Source organism: Pseudomonas sp. SDO5215_S409, assembly GCF_054071325.1.
The window spans coordinates 1-14,295 of sequence record NZ_JBSVWN010000021.1; the positions used below are offsets into that span (position 1 = coordinate 1).

17 protein-coding genes and 1 pseudogene are annotated in these 14,295 nt (G+C 60.4%); 10 read left to right on the forward strand and 8 right to left on the reverse strand.

Annotated features, from left to right (window positions below; all coding sequences use genetic code 11):
* Nucleotides 1-264: 264 nt before the first annotated feature.
* Both trpA and trpB read right to left on the reverse strand, forming a co-directional pair.
* A complete protein-coding gene (trpA, locus tag ACW9H9_RS12990) occupies nucleotides 265-1,074 on the reverse strand; it encodes a tryptophan synthase subunit alpha (protein WP_457343602.1) in 810 nt (269 codons plus the stop codon).
* On the reverse strand, nucleotides 1,074-2,312 hold the full coding sequence (gene trpB, locus ACW9H9_RS12995) for a tryptophan synthase subunit beta (RefSeq protein ID WP_457343603.1): 1,239 nt from the start codon (nucleotides 2,310-2,312) through the stop codon (nucleotides 1,074-1,076). Before trpB ends, trpA begins: the two co-directional genes overlap by 1 nt.
* Before the next feature lie 104 nt (nucleotides 2,313-2,416).
* Between trpB and ACW9H9_RS13000 the strand changes: the two genes are divergently transcribed.
* Complete coding sequence (locus tag ACW9H9_RS13000; protein ID WP_457343604.1) at nucleotides 2,417-3,313, forward strand: LysR family transcriptional regulator; 897 nt, start codon at nucleotides 2,417-2,419, stop codon at nucleotides 3,311-3,313.
* Here the strand turns inward: ACW9H9_RS13000 and ACW9H9_RS13005 are convergent, their stop codons facing one another.
* Nucleotides 3,314-3,640: a DUF883 family protein gene (locus ACW9H9_RS13005; RefSeq protein ID WP_457343605.1), complete on the reverse strand. Its 327-nt coding sequence runs from the start codon at nucleotides 3,638-3,640 to the stop codon at nucleotides 3,314-3,316.
* Nucleotides 3,641-3,796: 156 nt separating this feature from the next.
* Here ACW9H9_RS13005 and ACW9H9_RS13010 point away from each other — a divergent pair, with 156 nt between their 5' ends.
* Nucleotides 3,797-4,012 carry a dodecin gene (locus tag ACW9H9_RS13010; RefSeq protein WP_457343606.1) on the forward strand — a complete coding sequence of 72 codons (216 nt, stop codon included), beginning with the start codon at nucleotides 3,797-3,799 and terminating at the stop codon, nucleotides 4,010-4,012.
* A gap of 115 nt (nucleotides 4,013-4,127) precedes the next feature.
* Nucleotides 4,128-4,355, forward strand: coding sequence for a DUF1161 domain-containing protein (locus tag ACW9H9_RS13015; protein ID WP_457343607.1), 228 nt, complete (start codon nucleotides 4,128-4,130; stop codon nucleotides 4,353-4,355).
* A gap of 56 nt (nucleotides 4,356-4,411) precedes the next feature.
* On the opposite strand, the gene ACW9H9_RS13020 is transcribed toward ACW9H9_RS13015, so the two are convergent.
* Nucleotides 4,412-5,413, reverse strand: coding sequence for an LLM class flavin-dependent oxidoreductase (locus tag ACW9H9_RS13020; protein WP_457343608.1), 1,002 nt, complete (start codon nucleotides 5,411-5,413; stop codon nucleotides 4,412-4,414).
* A gap of 209 nt (nucleotides 5,414-5,622) precedes the next feature.
* On the opposite strand from ACW9H9_RS13020, the gene ACW9H9_RS13025 reads away from it, so the two are divergent.
* Nucleotides 5,623-6,054, forward strand: coding sequence for an OsmC family protein (locus tag ACW9H9_RS13025; RefSeq protein ID WP_457343609.1), 432 nt, complete (start codon nucleotides 5,623-5,625; stop codon nucleotides 6,052-6,054).
* Between the two features lie 112 nt (nucleotides 6,055-6,166).
* Nucleotides 6,167-6,406 (forward strand): DUF1161 domain-containing protein, encoded by a 240-nt coding sequence (locus ACW9H9_RS13030; protein ID WP_457343610.1) that lies wholly within the window; start codon nucleotides 6,167-6,169, stop codon nucleotides 6,404-6,406.
* Here the strand turns inward: ACW9H9_RS13030 and ACW9H9_RS13035 are convergent, their stop codons facing one another.
* Entirely contained in the window at nucleotides 6,407-6,829 is a 423-nt protein-coding gene (locus ACW9H9_RS13035) for a PA0061/PA0062 family lipoprotein (RefSeq protein ID WP_457343611.1), read from the reverse strand. It lies immediately after the preceding gene.
* Between the two features lie 137 nt (nucleotides 6,830-6,966).
* On the opposite strand from ACW9H9_RS13035, the gene ACW9H9_RS13040 reads away from it, so the two are divergent.
* Complete coding sequence (locus ACW9H9_RS13040) at nucleotides 6,967-8,022, forward strand: aminopeptidase (RefSeq protein ID WP_457343612.1); 1,056 nt, start codon at nucleotides 6,967-6,969, stop codon at nucleotides 8,020-8,022.
* Between the two features lie 80 nt (nucleotides 8,023-8,102).
* Here the strand turns inward: ACW9H9_RS13040 and ACW9H9_RS13045 are convergent, their stop codons facing one another.
* Together ACW9H9_RS13045 and ACW9H9_RS13050 are read right to left on the reverse strand one after the other, a co-directional pair.
* Nucleotides 8,103-8,756, reverse strand: coding sequence for an HAD family hydrolase (locus tag ACW9H9_RS13045; protein WP_457343613.1), 654 nt, complete (start codon nucleotides 8,754-8,756; stop codon nucleotides 8,103-8,105).
* Nucleotides 8,757-8,764: 8 nt separating this feature from the next.
* Nucleotides 8,765-9,310: a gamma carbonic anhydrase family protein gene (locus ACW9H9_RS13050; RefSeq protein WP_457343614.1), complete on the reverse strand. Its 546-nt coding sequence runs from the start codon at nucleotides 9,308-9,310 to the stop codon at nucleotides 8,765-8,767.
* Between the two features lie 101 nt (nucleotides 9,311-9,411).
* On the opposite strand from ACW9H9_RS13050, the gene prlC reads away from it, so the two are divergent.
* Together prlC and ACW9H9_RS13060 are read left to right on the forward strand one after the other, a co-directional pair.
* The gene (gene prlC / locus ACW9H9_RS13055) at nucleotides 9,412-11,463 is read left to right on the forward strand and encodes an oligopeptidase A (protein WP_457343615.1); all 2,052 of its coding nucleotides are present in this window, start codon (nucleotides 9,412-9,414) and stop codon (nucleotides 11,461-11,463) included.
* Nucleotides 11,460-11,732 carry a YheV family putative zinc ribbon protein gene (locus tag ACW9H9_RS13060; protein WP_457343616.1) on the forward strand — a complete coding sequence of 91 codons (273 nt, stop codon included), beginning with the start codon at nucleotides 11,460-11,462 and terminating at the stop codon, nucleotides 11,730-11,732. The genes prlC and ACW9H9_RS13060 overlap by 4 nt, the downstream gene beginning before the upstream one ends.
* A gap of 23 nt (nucleotides 11,733-11,755) precedes the next feature.
* Here the strand turns inward: ACW9H9_RS13060 and ACW9H9_RS13065 are convergent, their stop codons facing one another.
* Entirely contained in the window at nucleotides 11,756-12,430 is a 675-nt protein-coding gene (locus ACW9H9_RS13065) for a phosphatase domain-containing protein (RefSeq protein ID WP_457343617.1), read from the reverse strand.
* 201 nt (nucleotides 12,431-12,631) lie between these two features.
* Here ACW9H9_RS13065 and ACW9H9_RS13070 point away from each other — a divergent pair.
* Nucleotides 12,632-12,859: pseudogene (locus ACW9H9_RS13070) on the forward strand (PA0069 family radical SAM protein); the annotation flags it as partial.
* A gap of 233 nt (nucleotides 12,860-13,092) precedes the next feature.
* Nucleotides 13,093-14,265 (forward strand): hypothetical protein, encoded by a 1,173-nt coding sequence (locus tag ACW9H9_RS13075; RefSeq protein WP_457343618.1) that lies wholly within the window; start codon nucleotides 13,093-13,095, stop codon nucleotides 14,263-14,265.
* Nucleotides 14,266-14,295 lie beyond the last annotated feature (30 nt).

Consider the following 14,295-nt stretch of genomic DNA (forward strand, 5'->3'; position numbering starts at 1 on the left):
GTTAACGTGTTTAATCCGACTTAAACAGGCGCGCACGCTAACAAAACGGCAAAACGATTGATGTCAGGCGATTCCCAAAATGCATTCGACTTTGCAGGGGGGGCAGGTCAGTGAATGGCCGCAACTGGTTCAGTCAAGTGGAGGGCTTACGGCTACTGGGGCAGCGACGTCTTTTTCATGAAGATCAAGAATGGTGTTCCCGGCAATCCGTGAACCATAAAAAAGGGGCTTCAACAGAAGCCCCCTCGTGCGAACACCAATGGTTTATCCGCGTGCGTTGTGCACACCGTCCGCCAGGGCCGCGCACAGGCTCAACACGCCGTCGATGGCTTGCTGGTCGTTGTCGGCCTTGGCGATGTAATCGATCAGTGCCGACCCCACCACCACACCGTCCGCCAGGCGGGCGATGGACGCGGCTTGCTCGGGGGTGCGAATGCCGAAACCGATGCTGATCGGCAGCTCGGTGTGGCGGCGCAGGCGGGCGACGGCTTCTTCAACGTGTTCCAGGGTGGCGGAGCCCGCACCGGTCACGCCGGCCACCGACACGTAATACACAAACCCGGAGCTGCCATTGAGCACGGTGGGCAGGCGCACGTCGTCAGTGGTGGGCGTGGTCAGGCGGATGAAGTCGATACCGGCGGCCTGGGCCGGGTCGCACAGCTCGTAGTTATGCTCGGGCGGCATGTCCACCACGATCAGGCCGTCTACCCCGGCTTCTTTGGCGTCGGCGATGAACTGCGGCACGCCGTATTTGTGGATCGGGTTGAAGTAGCCCATCAGCACCAGCGGCGTATGGCTGTTGTCTGTTCGGAACTCGCGCACCATCTGCAGGGTTTTCGCCAGGTTTTGCTTGGCGGTCAGCGCGCGGATGTTGGCCAGTTGGATCGCCGGGCCGTCGGCCATCGGGTCGGTGAAGGGCATGCCCAGCTCGATCACGTCGGCACCGGCGGCAGGCAAGCCTTTGAGGATCGCCAGCGAGGTGTCATAGCCCGGGTCACCGGCGGTGATGAAGGTCACCAGGGCGGCGCGGTTCTGTTCTTTGAGTTGCGCAAAACGGGTTTGCAGGCGGCTCATCAGTGTTTCTCCTGCTGGGACGGCGCGTGAGGTTGTTCCATGTGGTGCATGACGGTTTGCATGTCTTTGTCGCCACGGCCCGAGAGGTTGACCACCATCAAGTGGTCCTTGGGCAGCGTCGGTGCGCGTTTGAACACTTCTGCCAACGCGTGGGAGCTTTCCAGTGCAGGAATAATCCCTTCCAGGCGGCAGCATTTGTGAAAGGCGTCGAGGGCTTCGTTGTCGGTCACCGAGGTGTACTGGACGCGGCCAATGTCGTGCAACCAGGCGTGTTCAGGGCCGATGCCGGGGTAGTCCAGGCCTGCGGAGATCGAGTGGGCGTCGATGATCTGGCCGTCGTCGTCCTGCAACAAGAAGGTGCGGTTGCCGTGCAGCACGCCCGGTACGCCGCCGTTGAGGCTGGCCGCGTGCTTGCCGGTCTCGATGCCGTAGCCGGCCGCTTCGACACCGATGATCTCAACGCTGTTGTCGTTCAGGAACGGGTGGAACAGGCCCATGGCGTTGGAACCGCCGCCGATGCATGCCACCAGGCTGTCGGGCAGGCGGCCTTCTTTTTCGTGCAGTTGGTCGCGGGTTTCCTTGCCGATCACGGCCTGGAAGTCGCGCACCATGGCCGGGTACGGGTGGGGACCGGCGACGGTGCCGATCAGGTAGAAAGTGCTCTCGACGTTGGTCACCCAGTCACGCAACGCTTCGTTCATTGCATCTTTGAGCGTGCCGGTGCCAGCGACCACCGGGATCACTTCGGCGCCCAGCAGCTTCATGCGAAACACGTTGGCCTGCTGGCGCTCGATGTCGGTGGTGCCCATGTAGATCACGCATTGCAGGCCGAAGCGCGCCGCCACGGTGGCGGTGGCCACGCCGTGCATGCCGGCGCCGGTTTCGGCGATGATGCGTTTTTTGCCCATGCGCCGCGCCAGCAGGATCTGGCCGATGCAGTTGTTGATCTTGTGCGCGCCGGTGTGGTTGAGCTCTTCGCGCTTGAGGTAGATCTTGGCGCCGCCGCAGAACTCGGTCAGGCGTTCGGCGAAATACAGCGGGCTTGGGCGTCCGACGTAGTCGCGCTGGAAGTAGGCCAGTTCTTCATTGAAGGCAGGATCGACCTTGGCCGCTTCGTATTCGCGGGCGAGGTCGAGGATCAATGGCATCAGGGTTTCCGCTACGTAGCGCCCGCCAAAGGCGCCAAACAGGCCGTTGGCATCGGGGCCGTTGCGAAAATCGGTCTGGGACTGAGTCATGGGACGCTCCAGGAGATGGCAGGGGACAATGAGTGCCACTGTACGCGTGACGTTAAACGCTGAAAACCGATAAGATCGCCGCAACCTGTCAGGAAAACTCACACATGAGTCGAGAGCTGCCGCCCCTTAATGCCTTGCGCGCCTTTGAGGCCACCGCCCGCCTGAACAGCGTCAGTCAGGCCGCCGAAAGCCTGCACGTAACCCACGGCGCGGTCAGCCGACAGCTCAAGGTGCTCGAAGAGCATTTGGGGGTCAGCCTGTTCGCCAAGGACGGGCGTGGCCTGAAACTCACAGATGCGGGCATGCGCCTGCGCGACGCCAGTTTTGAGGCGTTCGAGCGTTTAAGGGATGTGTGCGCCGAACTCACCCAAAGCAGCGCCGACGCACCGTTCGTTCTGGGGTGCTCCGGCAGTTTGCTGGCGCGCTGGTTTATCCCGCGCCTGGGCCGTTTGAACGCCGACCTGCCGGACCTGCGCCTGCACTTGTCGGCGGGCGAAGGCGACCTGGACCCGCGCCGCCCCGGCCTTGACGCATTGCTGGTGTTCGCCGAGCCGCCGTGGCCGGCCGACATGCAGGTGTACGCACTGGCCAGTGAATGCATCGGCCCGGTCATGAGCCCGCATTTTGCGGGGTTTGCGCGGTTGCGCAACGCCCCGCCCCAGGCGCTGCTCCATGAGGCCCTGTTGCACACCACCTCCCGCCCGCAAGCCTGGCCCACCTGGGCGCAGCACCACGGCATCGATCCCGCCGCGTTCAAGTACGGGCAGGGTTTTGAGCATTTGTATTACTTGCTGGAGGCGGCGGTGGCCGGGTTGGGCGTGGCCATTGCCCCGCAGCCGCTGGTGGCCGAAGACCTGCGGGCGGGCCGCCTGGTGGCGCCATGGGGGTTTAGCCAAACCCCGGCGCAACTGGCGTTGTGGCTGCCCAAGCGCGCCGCGGACGGGCGCGCCGGGCAACTGGCGCAGTGGCTCAAGGCCGAGCTGGCGCGCCAGGACGTTTAGTCAGTCGCCGCGTTTGCACAGCAGGTAGGCGGCCAGCAGGCCCAGCGCGCCCACGGCGACGCCGGCGGTTGTCCACGGGTGCTCTTGGGCGTAGTCCCGGGTGGCGGCGCTGGTTTCGCGGATTTTGACTTTGCTGTCTTCGTAGGCATCGCTGATCAGGTGGCGAGAATGCTTGAGCGCGTTCTCGGCATTGCTTTTCAGGGCCTTGAGGGTTTTGCGCGACTCGTCCGAAGCATCGTCCTTGAGGCTCTCAAGTGATTTGAGCAGGCTCGAAATCTCCGCTTCCATGCTTTCCAATGACGCTTTGCGTAACGAGGTGTTGGCCATGTGGGCTCTCCTGGAGTGATTGAGTGGCGTGTGTAGATACCGACTCCAGCGGTTTGAGAAAGTGCAGTAAATCTGAACTTTCGGGTGGGAACGGTCGCCAGAAGCAGTACGAGATTTCACTGCTAGGCTCAATCCACGACCCCGAGGAGAAGCACCATGACTGACCATCACACCTACAAGAAAATCGAACTGGTGGGCTCGTCCCCGAGCAGCATCGAGGACGCCATCAACAACGCCCTGGCCGAGGCCAGCAAAAGCATCAAGCACCTGGAATGGTTTGAAGTGACCGAAACCCGCGGGCACATCAAGGACGGCAAGGCCGCGCATTTTCAGGTCACGCTCAAGGTGGGCTTCAGAATCGCCAATAGTTGAGTGAAGCGGTTGAACTTGCTCGCTGGCCGATTGCCATAACCTGCGCTACAACCTAGGGGTGCCGATACAACGCGTGTCGGCACGCTCATTTAGATCAGCGCAAGGAAAGTAACGGATGAAGAAGTTCCTGTTGGCGGTAGGTTTGTTGAGCATTGCAGGCACGGCCCTGGCGGCGGGCAAGCCTTGTGAAGAACTGAAAAGCGAGATTGCAGCGAAAATCGACGCCAACGGCGCCAAGCATTATTCGCTGCAAGTGGTGGACAAGGGCGCAGCGGCCGCCGACTACAAGGTGGTGGGAAGCTGCGAAGCGGGCACCAAGGAAATCGCCTACAAGCGTGGGTGATCCGTGCTTAAGACGTGAAAACCGACGCCAGTGCGTCGGTTTTTTTACGCCTGCGTTTAACCCTTCATCACCTGGGACAGCAACTCGTAAGAATGCAGCCGATCGGCGTGTTCGTACAGGTCACAGGTGAAGATCAACTCGTCGGCACCGGTCTGCTCGATCAACACCTCAAGCTTGGCGCGGAGCTTGGCCGGGCTGCCCACCATGGCCAGGCCGAGAAAGCTGCCCACCGCGTCTTTTTCGTGGGGCAGCCACAAGCCGTCCATGGTCTTGACCGGCGCGCGTTGCACCAGGCTCTGGCCGCGCATCAAGGCCAGGATGCGCTGGTAGACCGACGTGGCGAGGTAATTGGCGTGCTCGTCGGTGTCGGCGGCGACCAGCGGAATGCCGAGCATCACGTAGGGTTTGTCCAGCACGGCCGAAGGCTGAAAGTGGTTGCGGTAGACGCGGATCGCTTCGTGCATCAGGCGCGGTGCGAAATGTGAAGCAAAGGCGTAAGGCAAGCCGCGTTCGCCCGCCAACTGCGCGCTGAACAGGCTGGAGCCCAGCAGCCAGATCGGCACCTGGGTGCCGGTGCCGGGCACGGCGATGACGCGTTGGTCGGGGGTGCGCGGGCCAAGGTAGGCCATCAGTTCGGCCACATCCTCGGGGAAATCGTCAGCGCTGCCGGAGCGTTCACGGCGCAGGGCGCGGGCGGTCATCTGGTCGGAGCCCGGCGCGCGGCCCAGACCCAGGTCGATACGGCCGGGGTAGAGGCTTTCGAGGGTGCCGAACTGTTCGGCGATCACCAGGGGCGCATGGTTGGGCAGCATCACCCCGCCGGAGCCGACGCGAATGGTCGAGGTGCCACCGGCCAGGTAGCCCAGCAACACCGAGGTCGCGGAGCTGGCGATGCCGTCCATGTTGTGGTGTTCGGCCACCCAGAAGCGGTTGTAGCCAAGCTTTTCCACATGCCGGGCCAGGTCCAGAGAATTGCGCAGTGACTGCGCCGGGCTGCCGTCGGCGCGCACGGGCACCAGGTCGAGGGTCGAAAATTTAACGTCGGACAGTGGTTTCATAAGCCTGCTTCTCCAGAGGGCAGGTGTTTGACGAGACAAATCCTGCCGCTTTATGTACATGCTCTGTGCAATGAGGGCATATACCCGAGTTTCAATAGCAGTCTAGAAATTTCCTACTTAAAAACTAGGTTTTTCTTGCGGTGTGAACTTTACCGACGCATCTATCCTCAGAACCTTACTGACGTAAAACCACTGCTTGGGAGATGACCATGAGTATCAAGAAAAAAGCATCCGCTCACTGGGAAGGCGACCTGAAGACCGGTTTGGGCTCGATTTCCACGGAAACCGGCGTGCTCCGCGAAGCGCCCTACGGCTTCAAGGCCCGTTTCGAAGGCGGCAAGGGCACCAACCCCGAAGAGTTGATCGGGGCGGCCCACGCAGGCTGTTTCTCCATGGCGTTTTCCATGATTCTGGGCGACGCGGGCCTTAAGGCTGACAGCATCGACACCCAGGCCGAAGTGACCCTGGACCAGGTAGACGGTGGTTTTGCGATTACCGCGGTGCACCTGATCCTCAAGGCGAAGATCCCCGGGGCCAGCCAGGCACAGTTCGATGAGCTGAGCAAAAAGGCCAAGGAAGGTTGCCCGGTGTCCAAGGTGTTGAACGCCACCATCAGCCTGGAAGGCACCCTGGTCAGCTGACCCGTGCCAAGGCGGGCGCGAGCCTGCTCGCGCCCGCCGGCACAAATATGCTCGAATAGCCCGTTGCAGCCTTGGTGCGCACCCGCGCGCCGGCACTCAGGGAGCTCTACTCATGAAACGTTTTGCCTTGGCGGTTATTTGTACGGCGTTGGCCACATCGGCTGTGGCCGCACCGAAAGATTGCGAAGCGCTCAGGCAAGAGATCGAGGTCAAGATCCAGGCCAATGCCGTCCCCTCTTACACCCTGGAAATCGTCAGCAAGCAAGAAGCTGAAAAGCACGATATCGCCATGGTGGTCGGCAGCTGCGAGAACGGCACCAAAGCCATCATCTACCAGAAAAACAATGACTGATCACAGGCAGTTGGCGCTGCCCTCTTCGGCCAGCAACTGCTGCGCGGCGTTGTACAGCCGGATGTTGGGCGTGTACGCCAGTGCGCGCCCTTCCAGGCGATAACGCTGGCCAGCCTCGAAATGGTTGTATTCCAGCGTCATGAAGCAGGTGCGGTCGGTGGTTTGGCCAAAGCCGCCAAAACTGCCGCCGGTGGGCACTTCAAAGTCAAAACGCACCATCAGCAGATGCTTGCCGGGCGGCACCTGGAAGAAGCGTCCGTCGTTCAGGTTCTTGCCGTCCAGGCGCTGGGCCATCACCAGTTTGGCCCCAGGCGTCGGCGTGGCGAAATCCACCCAGGCCTGCTGAGGGTCCACAGGTGGCAGCGGCGTCGAAGCGCAGGCGCTGAGGAAAAGGGCGGCGACGGGAAGCAATAGCTGACGCATGGTGGTCACTCAGGCTGGGGTGGGTATTGAAGGGCGCGCGCGGCAAACCTTCTGTGAGTATAAACACGTCAGGTCGTGGAAAAATTCCCCCGCAGGCGCGATAGTCTGGCGGGCCGTTGTTGCCGAGAGCGTGTTGAATGATCAGGTGTTGGGTGGTGGGTGTGATGCTGGCGGCGCTCAGCGGTTGCTCGAGTGTGAGTTATTACAGCCAACTGGCGGGCGGCCAATGGAGCCTGTTGCGCGCACGCGAACCCGTCGACCGGGTGATCGCCGACCCTGGGCGCCCTCAGGCGCTGCGCGACCACCTGGCCCAATCGCAAAAGGCGCGGGCTTTCGCCAGTGAGCACCTGCACCTGCCGGACAACCCGAGTTACCGTTTGTACGCCGATATTGGCCGCCCTTATGTGGTTTGGAATGTGTTTGCCACGTCGGAATTTTCGCTGTCGCCGCAAACCTACTGTTTCCCCATTGCCGGCTGCGTGGCGTATCGCGGCTATTACAGCCAGGGCGCAGCGCGGGGGCAGGCTGCGCTGTTGAAGCAACAGGGCATGGACGTGTCGATCGGTGGCGTCGAGGCCTATTCCACACTGGGGTGGTTCAACGACCCCATCATGAGTTCGATGATGAGCTGGGGCGACGAGCGCCTGGCCACGCTGATCTTTCATGAGCTGGCTCACCAGCGCTTTTATGTGAAGGACGACACCGAGTTCAACGAGTCCTACGCCACGTTTGTGGAGCAGGAAGGCACCCGGCAATGGCGCACGTTCCGGGGGTTGCCGCCCGCCAGCGAGGCCGCGTTGCAGCAGCGGGATCAGTTCATCGGGTTGATCCTCGACACCCGCAAACGGCTGGAGGTGTTGTACGCGCAGCCGCTGTCGGCCGACGCGATGCGCCAGGCCAAGGCGGCTGAATTTGCGCGATTGCGCGGTGAGTACCGGCACATGCGCGATCAGCAGTGGGCGGGGGACAAGCGCTACGACGCCTGGGTCAATCTGCCCCTCAACAACGCCAGGCTATTGCCGTTCGGGCTGTATGACCGTTGGGTGCCAGCCTTTGCCACGTTGTTCCGGCAGGTGGGCGGGGATTGGGTGGCGTTTTTCACGGCGGTGGAAAAAATCGGTGGGTTACCGATGGCGCAGCGCAAAGCGGCGCTCATGGCGTTGGAACAATCTGAGTCTGTTGTAGGCCAGTAGGCCCTATCGCGGGCAAGCCCCTTCCCCGTTTTTTGAATGTGTTCGTCCATCAAAAGGGGGTGGGCTTGCCTGCGGGACTCTTAAGGGCGCTGCAAAAACGCCTGGTGCAACTGCGCCACGGTATCGAAGTGCCAGGTCGGCGCCTGCGCCTCCAGTTCTTCCCGGCTGCCAAACCCGTACCCCACCGCCGCTGCATCCAGCCCGTTGCAGCGTGCGCCGATCAGGTCGTGCTTGCGGTCGCCGATCATCAGGGTCTTGGTCGGGTCCAGGCCCTCTTCAGCCATCAGGTGTGCGATCAACTCCACCTTGTCGGTGCGCGTGCCGTCCAGTTCGCTGCCGTAGATCACCTTGAAGTGCCGGGCAAAACCAAAGTGCCGGGCAATTTCACGGGCAAACACCCACGGCTTGGACGTGGCCACGTACAGCGTGCGGCCCTGCCCGTTCAAGTCCTGGAGCAGTGGCATCACGCCGTCGAACACGCGGTTTTCATACAGCCCGGTGACTTTGAAACGTTCGCGGTAAAAATTCACCGCCTCCCAGGCCTTGGGCTCGTCGAAACCGTAGAACTGCATGAACGCCTGCAGCAAGGGCGGGCCGATGAAGTGCTCCAGGCGGGTCAGGTCCGGCTCGTCGATGCCCAGCTTGCCCAAGGCGTACTGGATGGAGCGGGTGATGCCTTCGCGCGGGTCGGTGAGGGTGCCGTCCAGGTCGAATAAAACCGTTTGGTAATGCATGGGGGTCCTTAGCAGTGATCGAAGCCTTCGGCCAGGTGCAGGTCTTTGAGCTTCACGTAGTTCGCCGCGCTGTAGGTGAAAAAGGCGCGTTCCTTGTCAGTCAGTGGGCGGACCTGTTTAACCGGGCTGCCCACGTACAAAAAGCCGCTGTGCAGCGTCTTGCCCGGTGGCACCAGGCTGCCGGCGCCGACGATCACGTCGTCTTCCACCACCGCGCCGTCCATCACGATGCTGCCCATGCCGATCAGGATGCGGCTGCCAATCGTGCAGCCATGCAGCATGACCTTGTGGGCGATTGTCACGTCGTCGCCGATCAGCAGCGGGAAGCCGTCGGGGTTGAAGGGCCCGGCGTGGGTGATGTGCAGCACGCTGGCGTCCTGAACGCTGGTGCGCGCGCCGATGCGGATACGGTGCATGTCGCCGCGAATCACGGTCAACGGCCACACCGAGCTGTCGGCGCCTATTTCGACGTCGCCGATCACCACTGCCGACGCATCGACAAAAGCCCCGGCGCCCAAGGCCGGCGTGTGATTCTGATAAGTACGAAGGGTCACGATAGCCTCTCTCTGTGTGGCTGATAGCTGCGGTGGGTGTTGATTGTAATTAAGATGGCCCCATCTTTGTTCTTACCGTTTATTCAGCCAAGGTGCCCACCGTGAGCGCGAACAACCCGCTTTTGCAGTCCTACGACCTGCCGCCGTTCTCGGCGATCCGTGCCGAACACGTCCAGCCGGCCATCGAGCAGATCCTCGCCGACAACCGTGTCGCCATCGAAAGCATCCTGCAAAGCCAGGGGAAAAATCCCACCTGGGCGGGCCTGATCCTGGCCATGGACGAACTCAACGACCGCCTCGGCGCCGCCTGGAGCCCGGTCAGTCACCTCAACGCCGTGTGTAACAGTGCCGGACTGCGCGAAGCCTATGAGGCGTGCCTGCCCGCCTTGAGCGCCTATTCCACCGAGATGGGCCAGAACCGCGAACTGTTCCAGGCCTTTGAAGCCCTGGCCAACGGCCCTGAAGCGGCGGGCTTTGACGTGGCGCAAAAAACCATCCTGGAGCACTCGCTGCGTGACTTCCGCCTGTCGGGCATCGACTTGCCGCCCGAGCAGCAAAAGCGCTACGCCGAGGTTCAAAGCAAACTTTCCGAGCTGGGCAGCCGCTTCTCCAACCAGTTGCTCGACGCCACCCAGGCCTGGACCAAACACATCACCGACGACGCCGCCCTCGCCGGGCTGACCGACTCGGCCAAGGCGCAAATGGCCGCCGCCGCCCAGGCCAAGGGCCTCGATGGCTGGCTGATCACGCTGGAATTTCCCAGCTACTACGCCGTCATGACCTACGCCCAGGACCGCGCCCTGCGTGAGGAGGTTTACGCGGCCTACTGCACCCGTGCGTCGGACCAAGGCCCGAACGCCGGTCAGGACGATAACGGCCCGGTGATGGAACAGATCCTCGACCTGCGTCAGGAACTGGCTCAACTGCTCGGCTTCGCGTCGTTTTCCGAACTGAGCCTGGCCACCAAGATGGCCGAGTCCAGCGACCAGGTGCTGAGCTTCCTGCGCGACCTGGCCAAGCGCAGCAAACCGTTTGCCGCCCAAGACCTGCAACAGCTCAAGGCCTACGCCGCCGAGCAGGGCTGCCCGGACCTGGAAAGCTGGGACAGCGGCTTCTACGGCGAAAAACTGCGTGAGCAGCGTTACAGCGTGTCCCAGGAAACCCTGCGCGCCTACTTCCCGATCGACAAAGTGCTCACCGGCCTGTTCGCCATCGTGCAGCGCCTGTACGGCATCGAGATCGCCGAACAAACAGGCTTCGACACCTGGCACCCGGACGTGCGCCTGTTCGAGATCAAGGAAAACGGCCAGCACGTGGGCCGCTTCTTCTTTGACCTGTACGCCCGCGCCAACAAGCGCGGCGGTGCCTGGATGGACGGCGCCCGCGACCGTCGCCGCACCGCGGGCGGCGTGCTGCAAAGCCCGGTGGCGAACCTGGTGTGCAACTTCACCCCGGCGGTGGGCGGCAAGCCTGCGCTGCTGACCCACGACGAAGTGACCACGCTGTTCCACGAATTCGGCCACGGCCTGCACCACCTGCTGACCCGCGTCGAACACGCGGGCGTGTCCGGCATCAACGGCGTGGCGTGGGACGCGGTGGAACTGCCGAGCCAGTTCATGGAGAACTGGTGCTGGGAGCCGGAAGGCCTGGCGCTGATCTCCGGCCATTACGAAACCGGCGAGCCGCTGCCCCAGGACCTGCTGGAAAAAATGCTGGCGGCGAAGAATTTCCAGTCCGGCCTGATGATGGTGCGCCAGCTGGAGTTCTCGCTGTTTGACTTCGAACTGCACGCCACCCACGGCGATGGCCGCAGCGTGGCGCAGGTGCTCGATGGCATCCGCGATGAAGTCTCGGTGATGCGCCCCCCGGCCTACAATCGCTTCCCCAACAGCTTTGCGCACATCTTCGCCGGTGGTTACGCGGCGGGTTACTACAGCTACAAGTGGGCTGAAGTGCTGTCGGCGGACGCGTTCTCCAAGTTTGAAGAAGACGGCGTGCTCAACGCCGACACCGGCCGGGCGTTTCGCGAGGCGATCCTGGCGCGCGGTGGCTCCCAGGCGCCCATGGTGCTGTTCGTCGATTTTCGCGGACGTGCGCCGTCCATTGACGCACTCTTGCGCCACAGCGGCCTGAGTGAGGACGCGGCAGCATGAGTGAGGGGCCTGTGAAAACCAAACGACGCTTTATCGCCGGGGCGGTCTGCCCGGCGTGCAGCGAGCCAGACAAGCTGGTGATGTGGAGCGAGGACAGCGTGCCGCACCGCGAATGCGTGGCCTGCGGTTATGCCGACACGCTCAATGAACAAGGCTTGTCCGTGCCCAAGGAATTGGGCACGCGGGTCAACACCTCGGCCTTGAAGGCTGCGGACCCGAAGGTGCAGGCCGTGCAGTTTTTTCCCAACCCCAAGTTGAAAAAAGACTGAGCCCTACCCCCCTGGGACCTGTCTCAGGGGGTCACCACCAGGCCGGTCTGCTCAAGGCCGTCATCGCCCGGCGTGCGCAGCCAGCTTTTCACCGAGCACAGCGCAAACGGGCTGGTGCTGCAATCACCATTGGCCAGTGCCGTGCGCAACTTGCTTACATCGGCCTTCATCATGTAGCGAATGCCGTCTTTAAAGCCGTTACTGCCACCAAACCCGCCCAGGGTCATCTCGCTCAGCGCCTCCTCTTTGCTCCACCCCTGCACCACCACCCGGTACATCGCCGCCATCAGGCCGGTGCGGTCAGAACCGTGCTTGCAGTGGATCAGCACCGGGCCGCTGGCTTCGGCTTCCTGGATACTGCGTAGCGCCGCCAGTACGTCGGCATCGTCGACGTGATTCGTACGATAAATCAGCTGCACCTGTTTGATCCCGGGCGACTTCAGCCAAGTGGCATCGGTTTCCGGCAGAAAGTTGATCACCGTACCGATCTTGAGCGTTTCCAGAACGGGCACTGCCTGGGCATCGGGCAGCGCGCTGCGGTACAACGTGGGCGTCATCTGATGCAGGTTGTACTGGCTTCCTACAGGCTGTGCCCATTCGGGTGAACGAACAGACCCCTCATCGGCCCGGACTTCGGTGGCGCTGAGCAGGGCGATAAGCGCCAGGCCCAGGGCTGGCAGGAAATGTTGGCTGAACATGCGCGACGTGTCCGGGGGTGAGGTGGCTGATAGGAGCAGCGTCGCCTGCGGGGGATCAACGCCGTGTGAGGCGTTTGTCAAAGAATCGTGAATAGTGGCAACAATGATGGCTTTTTTGCGGGAGGTGGTTGCTGCCCAGTGGTGCTGGCCAGATGGGGTGTATCGCTATACTGTATAAAAAAACAGTATAGAGGCGTTTTTATGTCCACGTCCCTGCCGCCACGCGGCCGCGGTACCGCGACCAACCTGCACAACCGCTTCGCGCCCACAGTGAGCGTGGCGCAAGATGACGGCTGGTGTCAGGAAGTGCCGCCGACCCAGGGCACCGAAGTGCGTATCGAAGCGGCCAAAACCATTATTGCCCGCAACAGTTCGCCAGACCTGCCCTTTGACCGGTCGATCAACCCTTACCGGGGTTGTGAGCATGGCTGAACGTGTTCGACGATAGGTTCCACGTCAAAAGCGGGTTTCCCGGTCGCTGAACGCCCGTAAAACGGCATGTTTTTCTGATCGAGGTGGTTTGGAGTGCCGGGACTTGTACCGGTGCGAGAAATCGCCGGTTACGCGGTGTGTGCGTCGCCCTGCATCCGTGCAAGAAACCGTCAGACATACTTGACCAGCCACCACGTTCAATGACAATGACGGAAAGACTAGGAGCCGTCATGAAAGCAAATTGGATTTTGGCGTTGGTTGGTGCAGCTATCGTTGTTGGTGTAGTGGTTGCCGTGGGCGTGCTCTGGGCCTATGGATACTACCTTGGCCCAGTTTCTAGGAACGCAACGGATTGGGGTAGCTTCGGCTCCGTCATGAGCGGTGCTTTCACGTTGTTAAGTTCTTTTGCAACTATCGGAACGTTGCTTTTCCTGTATCTACAACAATTGAAAGGTGAAGAACGCCAGATTGCACAAGATGCTGACAATCTGGCCAAACAACAGAAACACGATGTTGTCGTAGAAAAGCAATTGGCCGCATTGACCTTCGAACAATACCTTAATCATCGGAAAGTGTTTATTGAAAGGCTGAATGAGCAATCTGTCTTTTTTAAGGGTGATATTCGCTTTGCAGACCCAGATAGGGTTTATACCGCAATGTTTGCTAACAACAGCCCAAGCCATTGTGAATACAAGGTTAAGGTAGACCAAGCAAATGTGAAGGCTTACGACCTCACAGACTGTTTAGCAATTTACGGAAATATCAGCAAATATTTGGAAAACTATCAGGATAAAGAAAACAATCTGATACTTTTACAGAGGATGGTCCATTTGCAAGGCTGTCTTGGAATGACCTATGTAGGTCCGGCTAGGAATGGCGATATATATTTTTTTAATTTCAACTCTGGAATAAACATATATGAATTTTCTAAAACACTATCTAGGATTGAGCGAGTATTAAATAATATATTGTTTTACACTGGGAATGACAAAGTCACCCAAATACACCACAAAGGTGAAGGCACGTTAATACGGGATGCAATTTATGATACGTTGATGGAGTATCATAGAGCAAAGGATGCTTGGGTAATAAAAAATGAAATTGAAGCGTTACCGTACCTTCACAAAATATATGATGTAAGCCAAACATTTTTTCGATCTACTGTCGATGCCGCAAGAGTTCTTGAAGAAACATTTGTCGCGTTATCCATTCTTTTTTCCGATCATCAAGAAATCGAGAAATTGAATGATTTCAATTATTCTGACCGATTAACAGATATTATTCTCTACGAAATCAAAGCAGCCAAAGAACTGTATAAAGAAGACCCTACTTCATTAGCGGTATTGGATAGAATTGATAGCTATCACTGGGCAGCTATGGAACACCTTGGCGTCACAACGTGACGGGGCGTGCAGTGGCCCGCCTATTCTGGG

Bases quoted from the DNA above. Each gene is read 5' to 3' on its own strand.
- trpA (WP_457343602.1), bottom strand. From the start codon at position 1,074: ATGAGCCGCCTGCAAACCCGTTTTGCGCAACTCAAAGAACAGAACCGC.
- trpB (WP_457343603.1), bottom strand. From the start codon at position 2,312: ATGACTCAGTCCCAGACCGATTTTCGCAACGGCCCCGATGCCAACGGC.
- ACW9H9_RS13000 (WP_457343604.1), top strand. From the start codon at position 2,417: ATGAGTCGAGAGCTGCCGCCCCTTAATGCCTTGCGCGCCTTTGAGGCC.
- ACW9H9_RS13005 (WP_457343605.1), bottom strand. From the start codon at position 3,640: ATGGCCAACACCTCGTTACGCAAAGCGTCATTGGAAAGCATGGAAGCG.
- ACW9H9_RS13010 (WP_457343606.1), top strand. From the start codon at position 3,797: ATGACTGACCATCACACCTACAAGAAAATCGAACTGGTGGGCTCGTCC.
- ACW9H9_RS13015 (WP_457343607.1), top strand. From the start codon at position 4,128: ATGAAGAAGTTCCTGTTGGCGGTAGGTTTGTTGAGCATTGCAGGCACG.
- ACW9H9_RS13020 (WP_457343608.1), bottom strand. From the start codon at position 5,413: ATGAAACCACTGTCCGACGTTAAATTTTCGACCCTCGACCTGGTGCCC.
- ACW9H9_RS13025 (WP_457343609.1), top strand. From the start codon at position 5,623: ATGAGTATCAAGAAAAAAGCATCCGCTCACTGGGAAGGCGACCTGAAG.
- ACW9H9_RS13030 (WP_457343610.1), top strand. From the start codon at position 6,167: ATGAAACGTTTTGCCTTGGCGGTTATTTGTACGGCGTTGGCCACATCG.
- ACW9H9_RS13035 (WP_457343611.1), bottom strand. From the start codon at position 6,829: ATGCGTCAGCTATTGCTTCCCGTCGCCGCCCTTTTCCTCAGCGCCTGC.
- ACW9H9_RS13040 (WP_457343612.1), top strand. From the start codon at position 6,967: ATGATCAGGTGTTGGGTGGTGGGTGTGATGCTGGCGGCGCTCAGCGGT.
- ACW9H9_RS13045 (WP_457343613.1), bottom strand. From the start codon at position 8,756: ATGCATTACCAAACGGTTTTATTCGACCTGGACGGCACCCTCACCGAC.
- ACW9H9_RS13060 (WP_457343616.1), top strand. From the start codon at position 11,460: ATGAGTGAGGGGCCTGTGAAAACCAAACGACGCTTTATCGCCGGGGCG.
- ACW9H9_RS13065 (WP_457343617.1), bottom strand. From the start codon at position 12,430: ATGTTCAGCCAACATTTCCTGCCAGCCCTGGGCCTGGCGCTTATCGCC.
- ACW9H9_RS13075 (WP_457343618.1), top strand. From the start codon at position 13,093: ATGAAAGCAAATTGGATTTTGGCGTTGGTTGGTGCAGCTATCGTTGTT.